Raw genomic sequence first — 16,906 nt, 5'->3', positions numbered from 1 at the left:
TCCGTCGGGTCAGCCGTCCGAGGCCAGCCAGGGCTGCGGATCGGTGTAGTAGCCGTCGTAGATCACCTCGAAGTGCAGGTGCGGGCCGGTGGACAGGCCGGTGGAGCCCGCCCGGCCGAGGAGGGTCCCGGTCTGCACGCTCTGCCCGACGCTGACGTCGAGGGCGGAGAGGTGGCTGTACGTCGTCTCCAGGCGTTTGCCGTCGATGCTGCCGTGGTCGACGACGACGCGGTTGCCGTACGCCTTGGTCATGGCCGCGAAGACGACCTGGCCCTCGCGTGCGGCGAGGACCGCGGCCCCCTGGGCGGCGGCGAAGTCGACTCCGGTGTGGAGCTTGGTGACGCCGGTGAGGGGGTGCTCGCGGGAGCCGTACGGAGAGGTGACGGTGAGGGTGGTGCCGAGGGGGGCGGCCAGGATGGCGTCCGCCGTGCCGCCGCCGCTCGAGGTCTCCTGGTCGAACGCCTCGTAGCGCGGCAGGAGTTCCTTCACCTCGGCGAGGTAGGTCTTCGCTCCGGCGGGCACGCCCGCGGCCTCGGCCACGGCATCGGTGCCCACCGCGTACGCCGCGAGGGTCAGGTCGACGAGGTCGCCGGTGACGGTGCCCTCGGTGCGCAGGTCGGTGACCTTCCCCGCGAGGGAGCAGTCCTGCCGGCCCAGGGCCATGACGGCGTCGGCGGGATCGCGGGGCGAGGAGCGGCCGTTGCCGTCGTCGTCCTTCCCCCAGGTCCGCCACTCGGCGTCCGTGAAACCGGCGATGCCCTGCTCCCCGGAGGCTCCGCCGGTGTCGTTGTGCCAGCCGGAGAGCTGGTCGATCTGGGCGGCGAGCACGGACGGGGTGACGACCGTGCAGCTCGCGGCGGCCTTGCGCAGCCAGGGCAGGTAGCTCTCGTCGACGCCGTTCACGGTGGTCGTCCCCGGCTCGTCCCCCTCGGTCCAGTCCGAGGGGAGACCGCCCGTCAGGGCGAGGAAGCCGGCGATCGCCGACAGGGTCAGCAGGCCCGGCAGCACCAGCAGGGTGAAGGGCCCCGGGCCCCGTCGGGCGGTGCGGGCCGCGGCCGGCTCCGGATCTGCGGGGCCGGACGCGGGGGCCGGGCCGGGGGCCGGATCTGCGGGCGCCGGGTCCGCGGGATGCGGGTCCGCGGGCGCCGGGTCCGCGGGATGCGCGTCCGCGGGCGTCGGGTCTGCGGGGGTCGGGGCGGCCGGGTCCGGCGCCGGGTCCGGCGCGTCGGACGGTGCCTCCACGGTGTCCACCTGGTGGAGTCGCGTCCCGTGCGGTCGTGTCCCGACGGTGTCCTCGTCGTTCACGTCGCCGACCGTCGCGGGGAGATGCTGTTGTTCACGGGCGGACGGTAGCGCGGAACCCACGGCCCGTCATCGGACGGACGGGCAGAGGAAGTTGTCCCCGGGGGCAGACCTGGCGGGTACGGAGAGCCGTGTGCCGGGGCGGGGGGCGCGGGCGCGGCGCCGGACGCCGCTGTACGGGGGCGGGCCGGGCGGGTCGCGCCCGCCCCCGCGGCGCGAGGGCGGCGGCGGTGACTGTCGGTGGCCCTTGGTAGAAAGGCCGCCCACGGGCCGACGCCGGGGCGTCCGGGGTCGGCCGCCGTACCGACCCGGAAGGCTCACGGCCTTGGACCACATATCGGAACTGCACGGCCTGCCGGTGCACGACTTCCCGCTGCTCGGCGAGGAGACGAGCGCGTTGCCGGCGGCCGAGACGGTCGCCTGGCGGCTGTCCATGGACGAGGACCGGGGCGGGGAGACCTTCGAGGACGGCCTGCGGCGCTTCCTGGACACCGTCGATCCGGCACGGGTGCGGGCCCTGGTGCTGGGGGTCGGCGCCTACGGCAGCGAACTGGACGCCGCCGACTCGGAGGCGACGGCGGCCCTGCTCACGGCCGCCGCCGACCGCCTCACCGGGCTGAAGGCCCTCTACCTCGCCGACCTCACCTTCGAGGAGTCCGAGCTCTCCTGGATCGTCCAGGACGACGTGACCCCGTTCCTGACCGCCTACCCGCGGCTGGAGGAACTCGCGGTGCGCGGCTCCAACGGCGGGTACGCCGGCGAGCCGGGGCTCACGTTCACGCCGCTGCGCCATGAGCACCTGCGCGTGCTGCGGCTGGAGAACGGCGGTCTGCCCGCCGCGGCGGTCCGCGGCCTCACCGCCTCGGACCTGCCCCGGCTGGAGCACCTGGACCTGTGGCTGGGGGTCGAGGACTACGGCCGCGACACCACCGTGGCCGACCTCGCGCCCGTCCTCGACGGCGGCCGGCTGCCCGCGCTGCGTCACCTGGGGCTCCAGAACGCCGACATCCAGGACGAGATCGCCGCCGCCGTCGCCACCGCTCCCGTCGTCGCCCGGCTGGAGACCCTGCGCCTGTGCCGCGGCACCCTCTCCGACACCGGTGCCGAGGCCCTGCTGGGCGGGCAGCCCCTCACCCACCTCCAGGAGCTGGACCTGCACCACCACTACCTGTCGGAGGCGATGACGCTGCGTCTGCGGGAGTCCCTCGAGCCGTACGGCGTGCGGGTGAACCTCGACGGACGGGAAGAGGAGGAGGACGAGGACATGCGGTTCGTCGCCGCCGGGGAGTGAGCCCCGTCCCCCGCCGGCTCAGCCCACCTCGACGAGCAGGTCACCGCCCTCCACCTGCTGGATCCGGTTGATGGCCAGCCGGCTGACCCGGCCGGCCCGCGGGGCGGTGATGGTGGCCTCCATCTTCATGGCCTCGATGGTGGCGACCGTGGCACCGGCCTCCACCCGGTCGCCCTCGGCGACCGCCAGCGTCACCACGCCCGCGAACGGGGCGGCCACGTGCCCGGGGTCGGACCGGTCGGCCTTCTCGGTCACCGGGACGTCCGAGGCGGCCGCTTGGTCACGGACCTGGATGGGCCGCAGCTGGCCGTTGAGCGACGACATCACGGTGCGCATGCCGCGCTCGTCGGCCTCGCCGACCGCCTGGAGCTCGATCAGCAGCCGTACACCGGGCTCGAGGTCGACGGCGTACTCCTTCCCCGGGCGCAGTCCGTAGAAGAAGTCCTTGCTGTCCAGGACGCTGGTGTCGCCGAACGCCTGGCGGTGGGTGTCGAAGTCGCGGGTCGGACCGGGGAACAGCAGCCGGTTGAGGGTGGCGCGGGGGGTCTTCTCCAGTCCCTCGCGGTCCTCCGTGGACAGCTCCGTCACGGGCTTGGGCCCGGCGCGGCCCTGGAGGGCCTTGGTGCGGAACGGCTCGGGCCAGCCGCCGGGCGGGGTGCCGAGTTCGCCGCGCAGGAACCCGATGACGGAGTCCGGGATGTCGTAGCGGTCCGGTGCCGTCTCGAAGTCCTCGGGGCTCACCCCGGCGCCCACGAGGTGCAGGGCGAGGTCGCCGACCACCTTGGAGGACGGGGTGACCTTGACCAGACGGCCGAGGATGCGGTCGGCGGCGGCGTACATCGCCTCGATGTCCTCGAAGCGGTCGCCGAGGCCGAGTGCGACGGCCTGGGTGCGCAGGTTGGACAGCTGGCCGCCGGGGATCTCGTGGTGGTAGACGCGGCCGGTGGGCGAGGCGAGGCCCGCCTCGAACGGGGCGTAGATCCGCCGGACGCCCTCCCAGTACGGCTCGAGGTCGCCGACGGCCTGGAGGTCGAGGCCGGTGGGGTGCTCGGAGTGGTCGGTGGCGGCGACCAGCGCCGACAGCGACGGCTGCGAGGTCGTCCCGGCCATCGACGCCACGGCGCCGTCGACCGCGTCCGCGCCGGCCTGGATCGCGGCGAGGTAGGTGGCGAGCTGGCCGCCCGCGGTGTCGTGGGTGTGCAGGTGCACCGGCAGGCCGAACTCGCGGCGCAGGGCGGAGACCAGCGTGGCGGCGGCCGGGGCGCGCAGCAGGCCGGCCATGTCCTTGACGGCCAGGACGTGGGCGCCCGCCTCGACGATCTGCTCGGCCAGGCGGAGGTAGTAGTCGAGGGTGTAGAGGCGTTCGTCGGGGTTGGACAGGTCGGAGGTGTAGCAGAGGGCCACCTCGGCGACCGCCGTGCCGGTCTCGCGCACGGCGTCGATGGCGGGCCGCATCTGGCCGACGTCGTTGAGCGCGTCGAAGATGCGGAAGATGTCGATGCCGGTGGCGGCGGCCTCCTGGACGAAGGCGTCGGTGACCTCGGTCGGGTACGGGGTGTAGCCGACGGTGTTGCGGCCGCGCAGCAGCATCTGGAGGCAGATGTTGGGGACGGCCTCGCGCAGGGCGGCCAGCCGCTCCCACGGGTCCTCGGCGAGGAAGCGCAGGGCGACGTCGTAGGTGGCGCCGCCCCAGCACTCCAGGGAGAGCAGCCCGGGCAGGGTGCGGGCGACGACGGGGGCGGCGGCCAGCAGGTCCTTGGTGCGCACCCGGGTGGCGAGCAGCGACTGGTGGGCGTCGCGGAAGGTGGTGTCGGTGACGCCGGTGGTGGGCGACTCGCGCAGCCACCGGGCGAAGCCCTCGGGACCGAGGCCGACCAGCCGCTGCCGGGAGCCCGCGGGCGGCTCGGTGCCGGGCAGCGGGGGCAGCTTGGTGACGGGGTCGACGAGCTCGGGCCGCTCGCCGTGCGGCTTGTTCACCGTGACGTCGGCGAGGTAGGTGAGCAGCTTGGTGCCGCGGTCGGCGGAGTGGCGGGCGGTGAGCAGGTACGGGCGCTGCTCGATGAACGACGTGGTGACGCGCCCGGCCTGGAAGTCGGGGTCGTCCAGGACGGCCTGGAGGAACGGGATGTTGGTGGCGACGCCGCGGATGCGGAACTCGGCCACGGCACGCCGGGCCCGGCCGATCGCGGCCTGGAAGTCCCGGCCCCGGCAGGTGAGTTTGACCAGCATCGAGTCGAAGTGCGCGCTGATCTCCGTACCCGCGTGGGTGGTGCCGCCGTCCAGGCGGATGCCGGAGCCGCCGGGGGAACGGTAGGCGCTGATCCGTCCGGTGTCGGGGCGGAAGCCGTTGGCGGGGTCCTCGGTGGTGATCCGGCACTGGAGGGCCGCGCCGCGCAGGGTGACGGTGTCCTGCGCCAGGCCGAGGTCGGCGAGGGTCTCGCCGGCGGCGATGCGCAGCTGGGCCTGGACCAGGTCGACGTCGGTGACCTCCTCGGTGACCGTGTGCTCGACCTGGATGCGCGGGTTCATCTCGATGAAGACGTGCCGGCCGTCGCGGTCGAGGAGGAACTCCACCGTGCCCGCGTTGCGGTAGCCGATCCGGCGGGCGAAGGCGACGGCGTCGGCGCAGATCCGGTCGCGCAGCTCCGGGTCGAGGCCGGGCGCGGGTGCCAGCTCGATGACCTTCTGGTGGCGGCGCTGGAGCGAGCAGTCCCGCTCGAACAGGTGGATGACCTCGCCCTGGCCGTCGGCGAGGATCTGCACCTCGATGTGGCGGGGGTCGACGACGGCCTTCTCCAGGAAGACCGTGGGGTCACCGAACGCGGACGCCGCCTCCCGGGACGCCGCCTCGATCGCCTCCCGCAGGTGCGCCGGGTCCTCCACCCGCCGCATGCCGCGTCCGCCGCCACCCGCGACGGCCTTGACGAACACGGGGAAACCGATCCCGTCGGCCGCGCGGACCAGCTCGTCGACGTCGGTGGACGGCTCCGACGAGCCCAGCACGGGTACGCCCGCCTCACGGGCGGCGGCGACCGCGCGGGCCTTGTTCCCGGTCAGTTCGAGGGTACGGGCGTCGGGGCCGACGAAGGTGATGCCCGCCTCCTCGCAGGCGCGGGCCAGTTCGGGGTTCTCCGAGAGGAACCCGTACCCCGGGTAGACGGCGTCGGCGCCGGCCCGGCGCGCCGCCCGCACGATCTCCTCGACCGAGAGGTACGCCCGCACGGGATGCCCCGGCTCGCCGATCTCGTAGGCTTCGTCGGCCTTCAGCCGGTGCAGCGAGTTGCGGTCCTCGTGCGGGAAGACGGCGACGGTGCGCGCGCCCAGCTCGTAGCCGGCGCGGAACGCCCGGATCGCGATCTCACCACGGTTGGCGACCAGCACCTTGCGGAACATCCTGGATCCCTTCAGCCGGCCCGGTGACGGGACCATGGTGTCCATGCCGTCCCGGGAGTGCCATGTGAGTCGGGCCACTCCATGGTCGTTCTCCGCCCGGACGGAGCCGCGCAGGACGCTCCCGCCACGGGGGTACGGGCGCCCCGGCCGGCCGGATCGGGGTGTCGGTGCGAGCAACTATGCTCCCGCGCATGAGTGAGGCGGACAGCGACAGACGGGTCGTCGACGGACGGTTCGAGCTCCGGGCGCGGCTCGGTGGCGGCGGCATGGGGACGGTGTGGCGGGCCACGGATCTGGTGCTGCACCGGAGCGTGGCCGTCAAGGAGGTCCGGCCGCCCGACCCGGGGCTGGCCGAGTACGACCCGGAGGCGGCCCGGATGCTGCGGGAACGGGTGCTGCGGGAGGCCAGGGCGCTGGCCCGGATCGACCACCCCAACGTCGTGACGATCCATCACGTGGTCGACGGCGGTGAGGGAAGCTACCCGTGGATCGTGATGGAGCTCGTCGACGGCGGTTCGCTGGCCGACCGTCTCGCCCGTGGGCCGATGGACCCCGTCGAGGCGGCGCGCATCGGCCTGGACGTGCTCGCCGCGCTGCGCGCCGCGCACGACGCCGGGATCCAGCACCGCGACGTCAAACCCGCCAACGTGCTGCTGCGCCCCGACGGGCGGCCCGTCCTCACCGACTTCGGCATCGCCGCGATCCGCGAGGCGACCGCCCTGACCGCGACCGGTTCGGTCATCGGCACGCCGGACTACATGGCGCCGGAGCGGGTGTCCGGCCAGGAGGGCGGGCCTGCCTCCGACCTGTGGTCGCTGGCGATGATGCTGTACGCGGCCGTGGAGGGCCGCCACCCCCTGCGCCGCGGCACGACACTGGCGACGCTCGCGGCCGTCCTCAGCGAGGACGTGCCGCCCCCGGAGCGGGCCGGACCGCTGACGGACCCGCTGATGCGGGTCCTCGTCCGGGATCCCTCGGCTCGGCCGGACGCGGCCGCGTTCGAGCGGATGCTGGCGGACGTGGCGCGGGGGCGGATGCCGGAGGGCGCCGGGGCGGAGGGACGGGACCGGGCGGAGGGACGGGACCGGGCGGAGGCGCAGGGGCGGCCGCGACAGGAGCCGGGGCCGCAGACCCGGACCTCCTATCCTCTGGCCCCGCCGCAGGGAGTGCCGGTCGGGGAACCGGTGACGGCGGCAGGCGCGTCCGGGCCTGCGCAGGCGACCCCGGCGGCGTGGAACGGGCCCGCCCCGTCCGGGGCGGCGGCTGCCTGGACCGGTTCGACGCCGCCCGTGGGCGTGCCCGTACGACGCCCCGGGCGGCGACCGCGCCTGCTGCTCCTCGGTCTGCCGGGGACGGGACTGCTGCTCGCCGGTGTCCTCGTGTGGGCGCTGTCCGGGCAGGACGCCGGTTCCGGGAGCGGGAACGGCTCCGGCTCGGGGAGCCGGGCGACCGCGTCGGCCACGGCGACCACGGAGTCGACCACCGGTGCCACGGCCGGGACCGGCACGACCGACCTGCTGACCCCCGACGGCATCCGTACCGCGATCAAGGCTTTCGAGGAGGAGACCGGTCGCGACCGCTACGGCTCCTTCTCCGTGTATCCCGAGTACATCTCGGCACATCTCATGGTCGAGGGCAGTGACACCAAGTACGACTCGTACACCTACCGTCCCGGCGAGGGCGTGCAGAAGGGCATCATCAAGGGCACGCTGCCCAGCAGCCAGCAGCCCGTCAGCCTGGACGGCTTCGCCTGGGACCGGGTGCCCGCGCTGCTCGCCGAGGCGGAGAAGAAGCTGAACGTGGCCGACCCGGAGAGCCGCTACCTGCTGGTGACACAGCCGAACACGATCTTCGACACCCCCGCGGGCATGGCCGTCTATCTCAGCGACGCCTACAACGACAGCGGTTATCTGGAGGCCGACACCAAGGGCCGGGTGACCAAGGTGATGCCGGCCGACGGCTGACGCCCGGCGCCGGCCGGTCGGCCGACGGCCGCTGTCCGACGGCCGCTGTCCGACGACCGATGTGCCACGACCGGACGTGGCCGTCGCCGGCCGACCGCGTTCAGCACGGCCGACCGACGACGGCCACGTCCGGTCGGTGGTCGGTGTCTGTGGTCGGTGTCGGTGGTTGTGGTCTCCGTGGGTACTGGTCAGGCGGCGGTGGTCGTCAGTCCCGCGCAGCGTCCATCAGTTGCTGCAACCGGACCATGCAGGGGGCGCAGTGGCGGTCGGTTTCCTGTGCGGCCGTCGCTCCTGCGGCCAGGAGAGCGGTTCCGCACAGGCTGCTGTCGTGGTGCCGGGACACCACGTGCCACACCAGTTCACCGCCGCCCGACGCCAGACCCACCTTCATCTCGTACACGGCTTTTCCCTTCTGCCGGGCATGTCTCCAGCAGACCGCGTACGCCGCCCCGCGTCCCGTCGGGTTGGGCCGTTCGGGGGACTCCGCGGGCGATCCGCCACCGAACGGCCCAGTCCGTGTGGCGGGGACGCCCGCGCCGTGCCAGGTGCGGGCCCGTCGCCCGCTCAGGTGCGGGCCGGACGGCGCACGGTGAGGGCGGACACCTCGAAGGACATCTCCGTCGCCTCCGGGTCGGGCGCCGGGTGGTAGCGGCCGGCGCACACGGACAGGTTCACGATCAGATAGGCGTGCCAGTCGCGCCCCACGCCCCGGTGGTCGGCGAAGACGCGTCTGCCGTTGAGGCTCCACACGACGGTACGGGAGCCGAACTCCACCCTGAGGTTGATCCAGCCGCCGGGACGCACGGCCTCGTCGCGGTGGTACCGGTGCGCGTCGCGCACATGGTTGGAGAGTTCCAGCAGGTCGGGGTTGTCCGGGTGGTACTCGAACACGTCGATCTCCTGGTCGCCGTCCCGCCAGGTCCAGATGGCGGGCCAGGCCCCGATCTCGACGGGCAGCCGGACCCGGGCGTCGAGGCGGTCTCCCGTGCGGACCATGAAGCCGTCCTCGCTGCCCTCCGTGGTGAGCAGCCCGGCGTCCCACAGTCCGTCGTCCCGACGGGTGGCGCGGAAGGTGCCGCCCCGCGAGTACGCGGGGTCGGACACCAGGTGGTCGAGTTTGTTGTCGTTGCGGTTGGTCGGCCCGCCGTCGGGATAGGCCCATGAACGGCCCGCGACCCACTGACTGGACGAAGCGAAATCGGCTCTGAAGCAGACGTCGGTCACTGGCGTCCTCCTCGTCCTCGCACGCTGTGCGCTGTCCGAGGCATCCCCGTCACCGTGGCGGACATGCGGCAGCGGGGACGGCGCGCCGTCAAGACCACCCGGACGTGTGACGTGACCTACGCGCACACATCCCCCGTTCGCGTGATTCGCCCTGATCACCATTGACGGACGCCCCTCCATGCGGTTTCCCTCGGTGCGGCTCAGGCTCCTGCCAGCAGTGCCTCCAGCGCGGTCGCGGTGTGCGGGTGGTGGGTGAGGAGGACGGTGCCCTGCGGGCCGGGGGCGACGTTCTCCCAGGCGCCGTCGCAGCCGAGCAGGTCCGCGAGGGCGTCGCAGGTCGCCGGACGGGCGGCGAGGAGCGCGACGCCCCGGGCGGCGGCCCGCCCTGCCGGGGCCGCACTCGGCGGCCGCTCCTGTGCGAGACGCCACGGCGGTGTCCAGGCGTCCAGTTCCGCCAGCCGGGGCGGGAAGACGCGGCCCGCCTCCCGGATCAGCAGGGGGGCCAGTTCGGCGCCGCCGGAGCGCAGGGTGGTGATCAGGGTCGGCAGCCAGGGCAGCAGCACCGGGTCGGGGAGGCGGGCGAAGGCGTTCGACACCGCCGCGACGACGAAGTCGGCGAGAGCCGGCACCGGCTCCAGGGCGTGCAGGAAACCGCTGAGGTAGCGCGGGTAGGCGGGCACCACCAGCGGGTTGGCCAGCAGGTCGTCGCAGCGTTCCCGCAGGGCGGCGCGGGAGAGCGTGCCCAGCTGGGTCTGCGCCGCCCACAGCAGGGCCGTCCGCGAGGGCTCCGCGGGGTGGGACTGGGCGAGGGCCAGTTCGAGCTGGGTCCGGTCGCAGCCGAGGGAGAGGGCCAGGCCCTCCATGCTGAAGAGGAAGCCCAGCATGGCCGCGACCTGGCGGACCGTCGCGTCCTCGTCGGTGAACGCCGTCGGCAGCAGGGTGCAGTAGTGCGCGTAGCCGGTCTTGACGAAGGACTCGATCCAGGGCGGCAGCACCGGTTCGGCGGTGCGGTAGTGGGCCAGCAGGCGGCGTATGCGGCGCAGGACCTCCGGCGCGCCGTCGACGGTGCGTTCGCCCGCCAGGACCTCGAGGGCGCGGGTGCCGAGCTCGTCGGCGAGGCGGCGGCTGCGCAGGTAGCGGACGGCGTCCTCGACGGTCTCCAACACCTGGGCGGCGGTGGCCTGCGGCGCGTACGCGGTGCGGCGCAGCCGCTGCTCCAGGACCTGCTCGATGCTGACGCCCTCGTAGCCGAGTTCGACGAGGGCGCGCTGGTGGCTGCCGAGGGCCAGGTCCCAGGACTCCTGGATGGGGCGCTCGCCGAGGCTCCGGTCGCCCATGATCGGCCGTGCGGCGCCCTGCGGCAGCAGACGGTGCAGCATCCACAGCACGTCGGAGTAGCGTTCCAGTTCGGGCCGGGCGGCGATGTCCAGCAGGGCTCGTCGCACACCGCGCTGCTGGAGCTTGAGGTTCAGCGGCGCGAGCCGGTCGTGCACGTCCCGGGCGAGCGGCGGCAGCGCGTCGTAGCCGACCTGTCCGACGCGGTCGCCGCCCATCATGATCTCGACCAGCCGGCGCACGTCCCGCCGCCCCGGCACGGCGTCCTTCTCGATGCAGGTGACGGCCGCGTCCTGGAAGTCGTACGGCGTCGGCTTGACGCGGTCGCGCATCCCGGCCAGGAGGATGGACGTCTCGAACACGGCGATCGCGTCGGCGGTGGAGGCGAGGTAGCCGTTGCGTCGTGCCGCCCGCACGATCTGCACGGACCAGCCGAGGAGTTCGGCCTCGTCGAGGGCGTCGAGGGCGGGCGGCCGCTGGAGGAAGCCGGTGAGCCGGTCGGCGGCCGGCGCCGCGGGCGCCGGGGCGGGCAGGGCGCTCTTCCCGGCCCTGCCGCTCTTCCGCGTGCCCGCCTGGCCCTCCAGGCGGTAGGGCCGGACGCCGGTGCGCCGGAGGTTCTTCGCCCATTCCGTCGCGGCGATGGACACCGACCCGGCGACGAGGCCGAACTGGGCCTCGACGGCCGCGTGGCTGGACGGGATCAGGCCGTGCCGCCAGGTGGTGGCGGTGCGCGGGGTGATGGTGAAGGTGTCGCTGCCGTGCACGCCGAACTCCTCGACACGGCTGGCGGCGTGGAAGGCGCCGCACACGTAGAGGCAGTCGGCGGGGTCGGCGCCGGTGGCGGCGAGGTGTTCGCGCATCCGCGTCCACATGTACCGCTCGCGGTCCTCGTCGACCCGCACGCGGCGTGCGTCGCCGGGGGCGAGCCGCCGGAAGAGGCTGCCGATCAGCAGCATGACCTGCCGGTAGGTGTCGTGGTCGCTGTCGCCGAGCGGCACTTCGACGTACTGGTGCCACCACTCCGACCAGTGCCGTACGCGGCCGTGGCGCAGCAGGTGCTCCTCCAGTTCGGCGAAGCGGGGCCGCAGGTCGCCGATCTCCACGCCGACGGCGTCGCCGTGCAGGGCACTGCCGTCGTCGGCGGCCGGTGCGTCGGGGCCGGTCTCCTGGGCGGCCGGCGTCTCCCACTGGAAGACGTGGTCGGAGGAGCGGTCGACGAGGACCAGCTCGACGCCGGGGGTGTCGAGGGCGTAGGCGATCGCCTGGTACTCGGCCGAGGCCTCGGTGACCGGGGCGACGACGGAGAGCGGCGACCAGTCGGCGGGGAAGCCGTCGATCTCGCTGGCGAACGCCTGGACGGCCACCGGCAGGCGGCAGTTGCGCAGCTCGGTGAGGAGGGGCGCCATGTCCTCGCACAGTTCGAGGTAGATCACCTTCGGCTGTCTCTCGCGCAGCCGGCGGGCCATGGCGAGGGCGGAGGCCGGTGAGTGGTGGCAGACGGGGAAGATCTCCAGCGGCTCGCGCACCGCACGCTCGACGTCGTCGACGATGCCCCGCAGGATGCCCTCCAGTGCTCCGGGCCCGTCGGCGAAGGCGGTGGCCGCCTCCTGGAGCTGGGTGCGCAGGGCGGTGAACGCGCCCTCGGCCGGGGCGCTCACGACAGGGTCGCGATGGCGTCGCGGCCGCCCTCGAGGAACTCCGGCCAGGAGCCGCCCTCTTCCTTGCCGCGCGGCTCGACGACGCCGTGCAGGTACTTGTTGAGGATGGCGAGGTCCTCGGGTTCGCGGCGGGCCAGGGAGCCGACCAGGGAGGAGGCGAGGGTGTGCGCGGTCAGGGCGCGTTCGCCGAAGAAGTTGCTGTGCAGGATCGCGTCCTCCAGGACGCCGATCTGCTCCGCGGTGGACAGCGCGGACTCCAGTTTCTCGTCGTCGCTGCCGGCGGCGGCCGCGGAGGCGCGCAGGTCGGCGAAGCTCCGCAGCAGCACGTCCAGCAGGGTGGGCGGGACGTCCAGGTCGATCCGGTGGCGGCGCAGCAGTTCCTCGGTGCGGAAGCGGACGATCTCCGCCTCGCTCTTCTTGTCGGTGACCACCGGGATGCGGACGAAGTTGAAGCGGCGCTTGAGCGCGGAGGAGAGGTCGTTGACGCCCCGGTCGCGGCTGTTGGCGGTGGCGATCACGGAGAAGCCGGGCTTGGCGAAGACGATGTTGTCGCTGTCGAGTTCGGGGACGGAGATGTACTTCTCCGACAGGATCGAGATCAGCGCGTCCTGGACGTCGCTGGTGGATCGGGTGAGTTCCTCGAAGCGGCCGATCGTGCCGGTCTCCATGGCGGTCATGATCGGCGAGGGGATCATCGACTCCCGTGACTGGCCCTTGGCGATGACCATGGAGACGTTCCACGAGTACTTGATGTGGTCCTCGGTGGTGCCGGCCGTGCCCTGCACCACCTGGGTGGAGTTGCGGCAGATCGCCGCGGAGAGCAGCTCGGCCAGCCAGCTCTTGCCGGTTCCGGGATCGCCGATGAGCAGCAGGCCGCGGTCCGAGGCGAGGGTGACGATGGAGCGTTCGACGAAAGCGGCGTCGCCGAACCACTTCTGCGCGATGTCCCGGTCGACACCGTCGGCGCGCTCGGAGCCGAGGACGAACAGGCGGACCATCTTCGGCGACAGGCGCCAGGAGAACGGCTTGGGGTGGTCGTCGATCGACTCGAGCCAGTCCAGTTCCTCGGCGTACTTGGTCTCGGCGGGGGCGCGCAACAGGTCGGACATCACGGTGCCTTTCTCGCAATGGCGGGGAGTCGGAGGAACGTCCGGGGAATCAGGGAAAAGGGAAGGCAGAAGGCAGGGGCTGCCGGGAAGCAGGGGCTGTCGAAGCAAGGCCGGCCGGGAGGCAGAGCCCGTCGGAACCCGGAGGAACTAGGCGAGGAACGTCTTCAGTTCCTGGACGAGCTTGCGGATGTGGCCGGAGATCACCGGGGTGCCCTGGTCCTTGAAGCGCTCGCGGAACCAGGGGTTGACGCTGCCGCGTCCGGAGCTGGTGACCGATCCGACGGGGATGAACTTGACCCCTGAGCGGTGCAGCGCGGCCATGCTGTCGAACAGCGGCTGGGACTGCCATTCGTAGAAGTCGGAGATCCACACCACGACGGTGTTGCGCGGCTCGGCGACCTTCGGCTGGGCCAGGGCCATGGCGACGGTGCCGTCGGTGCCGCCGCCGAGGTTGGTGCGCAGCAGCGTCTCGAACGGGTCGTGGACCCAGGGGGTGAGGTCGAGCGCCTGGGTGTCGTAGGCGATCAGGTGCACGTCCACCTTGGGCAGGCCGGCGAAGATCGACGCCAGGATGGTGCAGTTGACCATGGAGTCGACCATCGAGCCCGACTGGTCCACGACCACGATGAGCCGCTGGGGAGTCGTCCGGCGGGCGGTGTGGCGGTAGTAGAGGCGGTCGACGTAGAGGCGTTCCTCCTCGGGGCTGTAGTTGGTGAGGTTCTTCCAGATGGTGCGGTCGAGATCGAGGTTGCGGAACACGCGCTTGGGCGGGACGGAGCGGTCGATCGCGCCGACCGTGGCCTTCTCGACCTGGGTGCGCAGGACGTCGGCGACCTCGTCGACGAAGCGGCGGATGAGGGCCTTGGCGTTGGCGAGGGCGACGCCGGAGAGGTTGTCCTTGTCGCGCAGGAGCTGCTCGATGAGCGACATGCTCGGGGTGAGCCGGGCGGCGAGCTGCGGGTCGGCGAGCACCTCCCGCAGGCGCATGCGTCGGACGAGGTCGGCCTCCAGCGCGCCGAGTTCCGGTCCGATGGCCGGGATCGGGGTGCCGAGGTCGGGTGTCCTGCCGTTGCCGCCGGAGCCGGCCGGGGAGGCTCCCTGGGGGCCGCCCGGTCCGCGGCCGCCGCGCAGGTCGCCGGGCGAGCAGCCGAGGGCGCGCTCCAGCCAGCCGGCGTCGGACTGCCACCGCGACAGCTGTCCGGCGGTGACGGCTCCGCTCCCCGTGGTGAAGACGTTGAGCAGCACCTTGGCGACCAGGGCGGCGCGCCGCACCTCGGCGGCCCGGTCGCGTCCGTCACCGGGTTCCTCGTCGGCGGTGCCGTCCGGGTCGTCCCCGGCGGGCTCGGGCACCATCAGACCGGCGAACTCGGCGGCCAGTTCGGGGTGGCGCTGGACGAGGGAGTCGACGGAGGTCTGCGGGTCCAGCAGTGCGGGCGGCAGGCCGACGTCCTCGACGACGGCGAGGCTCGCGGACTCCAGCGCGGGCTGCTCCTCGGGGTCGAAGAGCCGGGCGAGCAGCCGCCAGTAGAGGACCTGGCGGCGGTTGTCGTGGCGGTCCGTCACGCCGGTGTGGCCCGTGGCGTGGCCCGTGGTGTGATCCGTGGTGTGATCCGTGGCGTGGTCGCTCATTTGCGCAGCAGCCTTCCCGCCCGCTCCCGCAGTACGGTCACGGCGTCCGTGGCGGCCTTCTCCGCCTTGGCGCCGGCCTTGTCGGTGGTGCCGCCGGCCCAGGCCCCGGCCTGGACGGCGACGGTCTTCCTGCGCACGGTCGTCTCGACGGCGAGCGGCTGGAGGCGGAACCGTCCGTCGTCCCAGCGGAGCAGGCCGATGCAGGCGCTGGAGGCCGCGACGGCGTCGGGGGTGAGCGGCCCGGCGGCCGGTACGCGGTCGGTGTCGACGGCGAGGGAGTGTCCGGGGAGGGCGAAGGTGAGGGTGTCGCCGTCCCGCCGGGTGCCGTAGCCCTCCAGGAAGACGGGTTCGGCGAGGCGGGCGGGGTGCCGGTCCAGGGGTGCGGTGGTCGCGGCGGTCGCCGTGGGCAGGGCGACGCGGGCGGTGGCGAAGGGGTCGGCCGGCTCGCCCGTGCGGGCCCGTTCGTCGTCCCAGAGGAGGTCGCCCTCCTCGGTGAGGGGCATGTCGGTGAGGTCCATGGCCCGGCCTTCGCCGAGCGCCGCCAGCAGCGACAGACGGGGCCGCAGGAGCTGCCAGACGCCCGCCGCGACGACGGTGTCCGGCTTCGGCACGGAGACGCTCGCGCGGACCAGGCGGGGTGTGGCGCCGTCGGCGGGTTCGTACACCGCGTGGACCTGGGCCTGGACCGCGGTCGCGTGCTCGTGGAGGTCGACGCCCAGGGGCAGGAGCCGGCCGGTGGCGGTGCCGGTCGCGGCGGGTCCGGTGGCCCCGGACCGGGTCAGGAGCAGGGCGCGCGCCCACAGATCGGCCCAGCGGCGGGCCGGGAACCGCTCCACGGCGGTGCCGGGGCAGGAGGCGGCGAGTTCGGCGGCGAAGCCGTCGAGCAGGGTGGCCAGGCGGCGCAGCGCGGGGTCGGGGAGCATCGCGGAGACGATGGGGGCGGCCGCGCCGACGAGTTCGTGGTCGATTCCCTGCCAGCCGGTGCGGGCGAGGTCGGCGAGCCAGGTCCGGGCGGCTTGCAGCAGGTTGGGCGCCCGGCCGTCGGCGGGTGCCGCCGCCGTCGGTTCGCCGCGGGTGCGGCCGCTCGTCTCGTCGAGGCGGACGGTCAGCGCGTCGTGGGCGGCGCTCAGGAGGGCGGTGCGGGCGGCGGCGAGGGCGGTGAAGTGCTCCTCGCTCGCCGCTCCGGCCGCCGCCTTCTCGGCCGCCTCGGCGACCCGGGCGGCCAGTGGCGAGCCGGCGACGGCCCGGGCGAGGACGGTCAGGTCGGCGGCGCGGGCGGGCTGTACGCGCAGCAGACCCGCGACGAGGGCGCGGTCGAAGGCGTCGACCGCGGCCAGTGCCTCGTCGAGCCCGTCGACGGCCGCGGTGAGATCGTCGGTGTGCCCGCCGCCCTCCGCGACGGGTGTGCCGGTGGGCTCCTCGGCGGCCGGGGCGAGGGCGTCGGTGTGCCGGGCCGCGCCGGGGCCGGGCCCGCTCGGGGGCGCCCCGGTCGCCGCCGCCCGGGTGGGCGGGAACCACTGCATCTCCGGCAGGGGGGCGGTGCTGGGGGCGAGTTCGAGGTAGGCGAGGTGGCGCAGGAACCTGCTGAAGACGGGGGCCGCCGCGGCCTTGCCGTCCGCCTGCGCGGGACGGGTGGCGGTCATGGCGGCGGTGAGGCCCGCGGCGTCCGCCGCGCCGCCCTCGGCGTCGACGCGCAGGTAGCGGGCGACCCGCTCGGCGCCGTACTGGAGGACGGCCTCGGTGACGAGGGCGCGGATGTGGTTGCAGAAGGAGCCTCGGGCCCCGCCGCAGGGGCGGTTGTTGTTGGTGCTGCACGCGAACGCGTAGGTGGTGCAGGCCACGGACGAGACGTAGACGCGCTCGATGTCCGATCCGCTGGACACCACGCCCTGCAGGCGTCCGTCGGCCAGTTCGACGAAGGGCACCTTGGCGAGCTTGCGGGGCCGGGCGGGCGGCACCACCCGGGCCGTGCTCGACTTCTCCCAGTCCGACAACGCACCA

The 16,906-nt window shown here is 73.7% G+C and carries 10 protein-coding genes and 1 pseudogene; 2 read left to right on the top strand and 9 right to left on the bottom strand.

All coding sequences use genetic code 11. From position 1 onward, the window contains the following. Nucleotides 1–9: 9 nt before the first annotated feature. Complete coding sequence (locus tag ACIP67_RS01545; protein ID WP_401685682.1) at nt 10–1,305, bottom strand: M23 family metallopeptidase; 1,296 nt, start codon at nt 1,303–1,305, stop codon at nt 10–12. Nucleotides 1,306–1,627: 322 nt separating this feature from the next. On the opposite strand from ACIP67_RS01545, the gene ACIP67_RS01540 reads away from it, so the two are divergent. Then, a complete protein-coding gene (locus ACIP67_RS01540) occupies nt 1,628–2,593 on the top strand; it encodes an STM4015 family protein (RefSeq protein ID WP_401685679.1) in 966 nt (321 codons plus the stop codon). Nucleotides 2,594–2,611: 18 nt separating this feature from the next. On the opposite strand, the gene ACIP67_RS01535 is transcribed toward ACIP67_RS01540, so the two are convergent. Next, entirely contained in the window at nt 2,612–5,986 is a 3,375-nt protein-coding gene (locus ACIP67_RS01535; RefSeq protein WP_401685676.1) for a pyruvate carboxylase, read from the bottom strand. A 191-nt stretch (nt 5,987–6,177) separates the two neighbouring features. Between ACIP67_RS01535 and ACIP67_RS01530 the strand changes: the two genes are divergently transcribed. Further along, the gene (locus tag ACIP67_RS01530) at nt 6,178–7,950 is read left to right on the top strand and encodes a protein kinase (protein WP_401685673.1); all 1,773 of its coding nucleotides are present in this window, start codon (nt 6,178–6,180) and stop codon (nt 7,948–7,950) included. Between the two features lie 205 nt (nt 7,951–8,155). On the opposite strand, the gene ACIP67_RS01525 is transcribed toward ACIP67_RS01530, so the two are convergent. The 7 genes and pseudogenes from ACIP67_RS01525 to ACIP67_RS01495 all read right to left on the bottom strand — a co-directional run. Further along, complete coding sequence (locus tag ACIP67_RS01525; RefSeq protein WP_401685670.1) at nt 8,156–8,350, bottom strand: hypothetical protein; 195 nt, start codon at nt 8,348–8,350, stop codon at nt 8,156–8,158. Between the two features lie 164 nt (nt 8,351–8,514). After that, nucleotides 8,515–9,174 carry a beta-glucanase gene (locus ACIP67_RS01520; RefSeq protein ID WP_401685668.1) on the bottom strand — a complete coding sequence of 220 codons (660 nt, stop codon included), beginning with the start codon at nt 9,172–9,174 and terminating at the stop codon, nt 8,515–8,517. Nucleotides 9,175–9,374: 200 nt separating this feature from the next. Beyond that, on the bottom strand, nt 9,375–12,167 hold the full coding sequence (locus tag ACIP67_RS01515; RefSeq protein ID WP_401685666.1) for a hypothetical protein: 2,793 nt from the start codon (nt 12,165–12,167) through the stop codon (nt 9,375–9,377). Then, entirely contained in the window at nt 12,164–13,276 is a 1,113-nt protein-coding gene (locus ACIP67_RS01510; RefSeq protein WP_401685663.1) for an AAA family ATPase, read from the bottom strand. Before ACIP67_RS01510 ends, ACIP67_RS01515 begins: the two co-directional genes overlap by 4 nt. Nucleotides 13,277–13,423: 147 nt before the next feature. Beyond that, on the bottom strand, nt 13,424–14,905 hold the full coding sequence (locus tag ACIP67_RS01505; RefSeq protein WP_401685660.1) for a VWA domain-containing protein: 1,482 nt from the start codon (nt 14,903–14,905) through the stop codon (nt 13,424–13,426). Further along, nucleotides 14,902–16,242, bottom strand: a complete 1,341-nt coding sequence (locus ACIP67_RS01500) for a hypothetical protein (RefSeq protein ID WP_401686759.1) — start codon at nt 16,240–16,242, stop codon at nt 14,902–14,904. The genes ACIP67_RS01505 and ACIP67_RS01500 overlap by 4 nt, the downstream gene beginning before the upstream one ends. 153 nt (nt 16,243–16,395) lie before the next feature. After that, a pseudogene (locus ACIP67_RS01495) lies at nt 16,396–16,899 on the bottom strand (hypothetical protein); the annotation flags it as partial. Nucleotides 16,900–16,906 lie beyond the last annotated feature (7 nt).

It is taken from the genome of Streptomyces sp. NPDC088812 (assembly GCF_044750285.1).
Lineage (GTDB): Bacteria > Actinomycetota > Actinomycetes > Streptomycetales > Streptomycetaceae > Streptomyces.
The sequence above is the reverse complement of the archived record's forward strand: the minus strand, read 5'-3'. Positions and strand labels throughout refer to the sequence as shown.

Bases quoted from the DNA above. Each gene is read 5' to 3' on its own strand.
- ACIP67_RS01505 (WP_401685660.1), bottom strand. From the start codon at position 14,905: ATGAGCGACCACGCCACGGATCACACCACGGATCACACCACGGGCCAC.
- ACIP67_RS01510 (WP_401685663.1), bottom strand. From the start codon at position 13,276: ATGTCCGACCTGTTGCGCGCCCCCGCCGAGACCAAGTACGCCGAGGAA.
- ACIP67_RS01530 (WP_401685673.1), top strand. From the start codon at position 6,178: ATGAGTGAGGCGGACAGCGACAGACGGGTCGTCGACGGACGGTTCGAG.
- ACIP67_RS01535 (WP_401685676.1), bottom strand. From the start codon at position 5,986: ATGTTCCGCAAGGTGCTGGTCGCCAACCGTGGTGAGATCGCGATCCGG.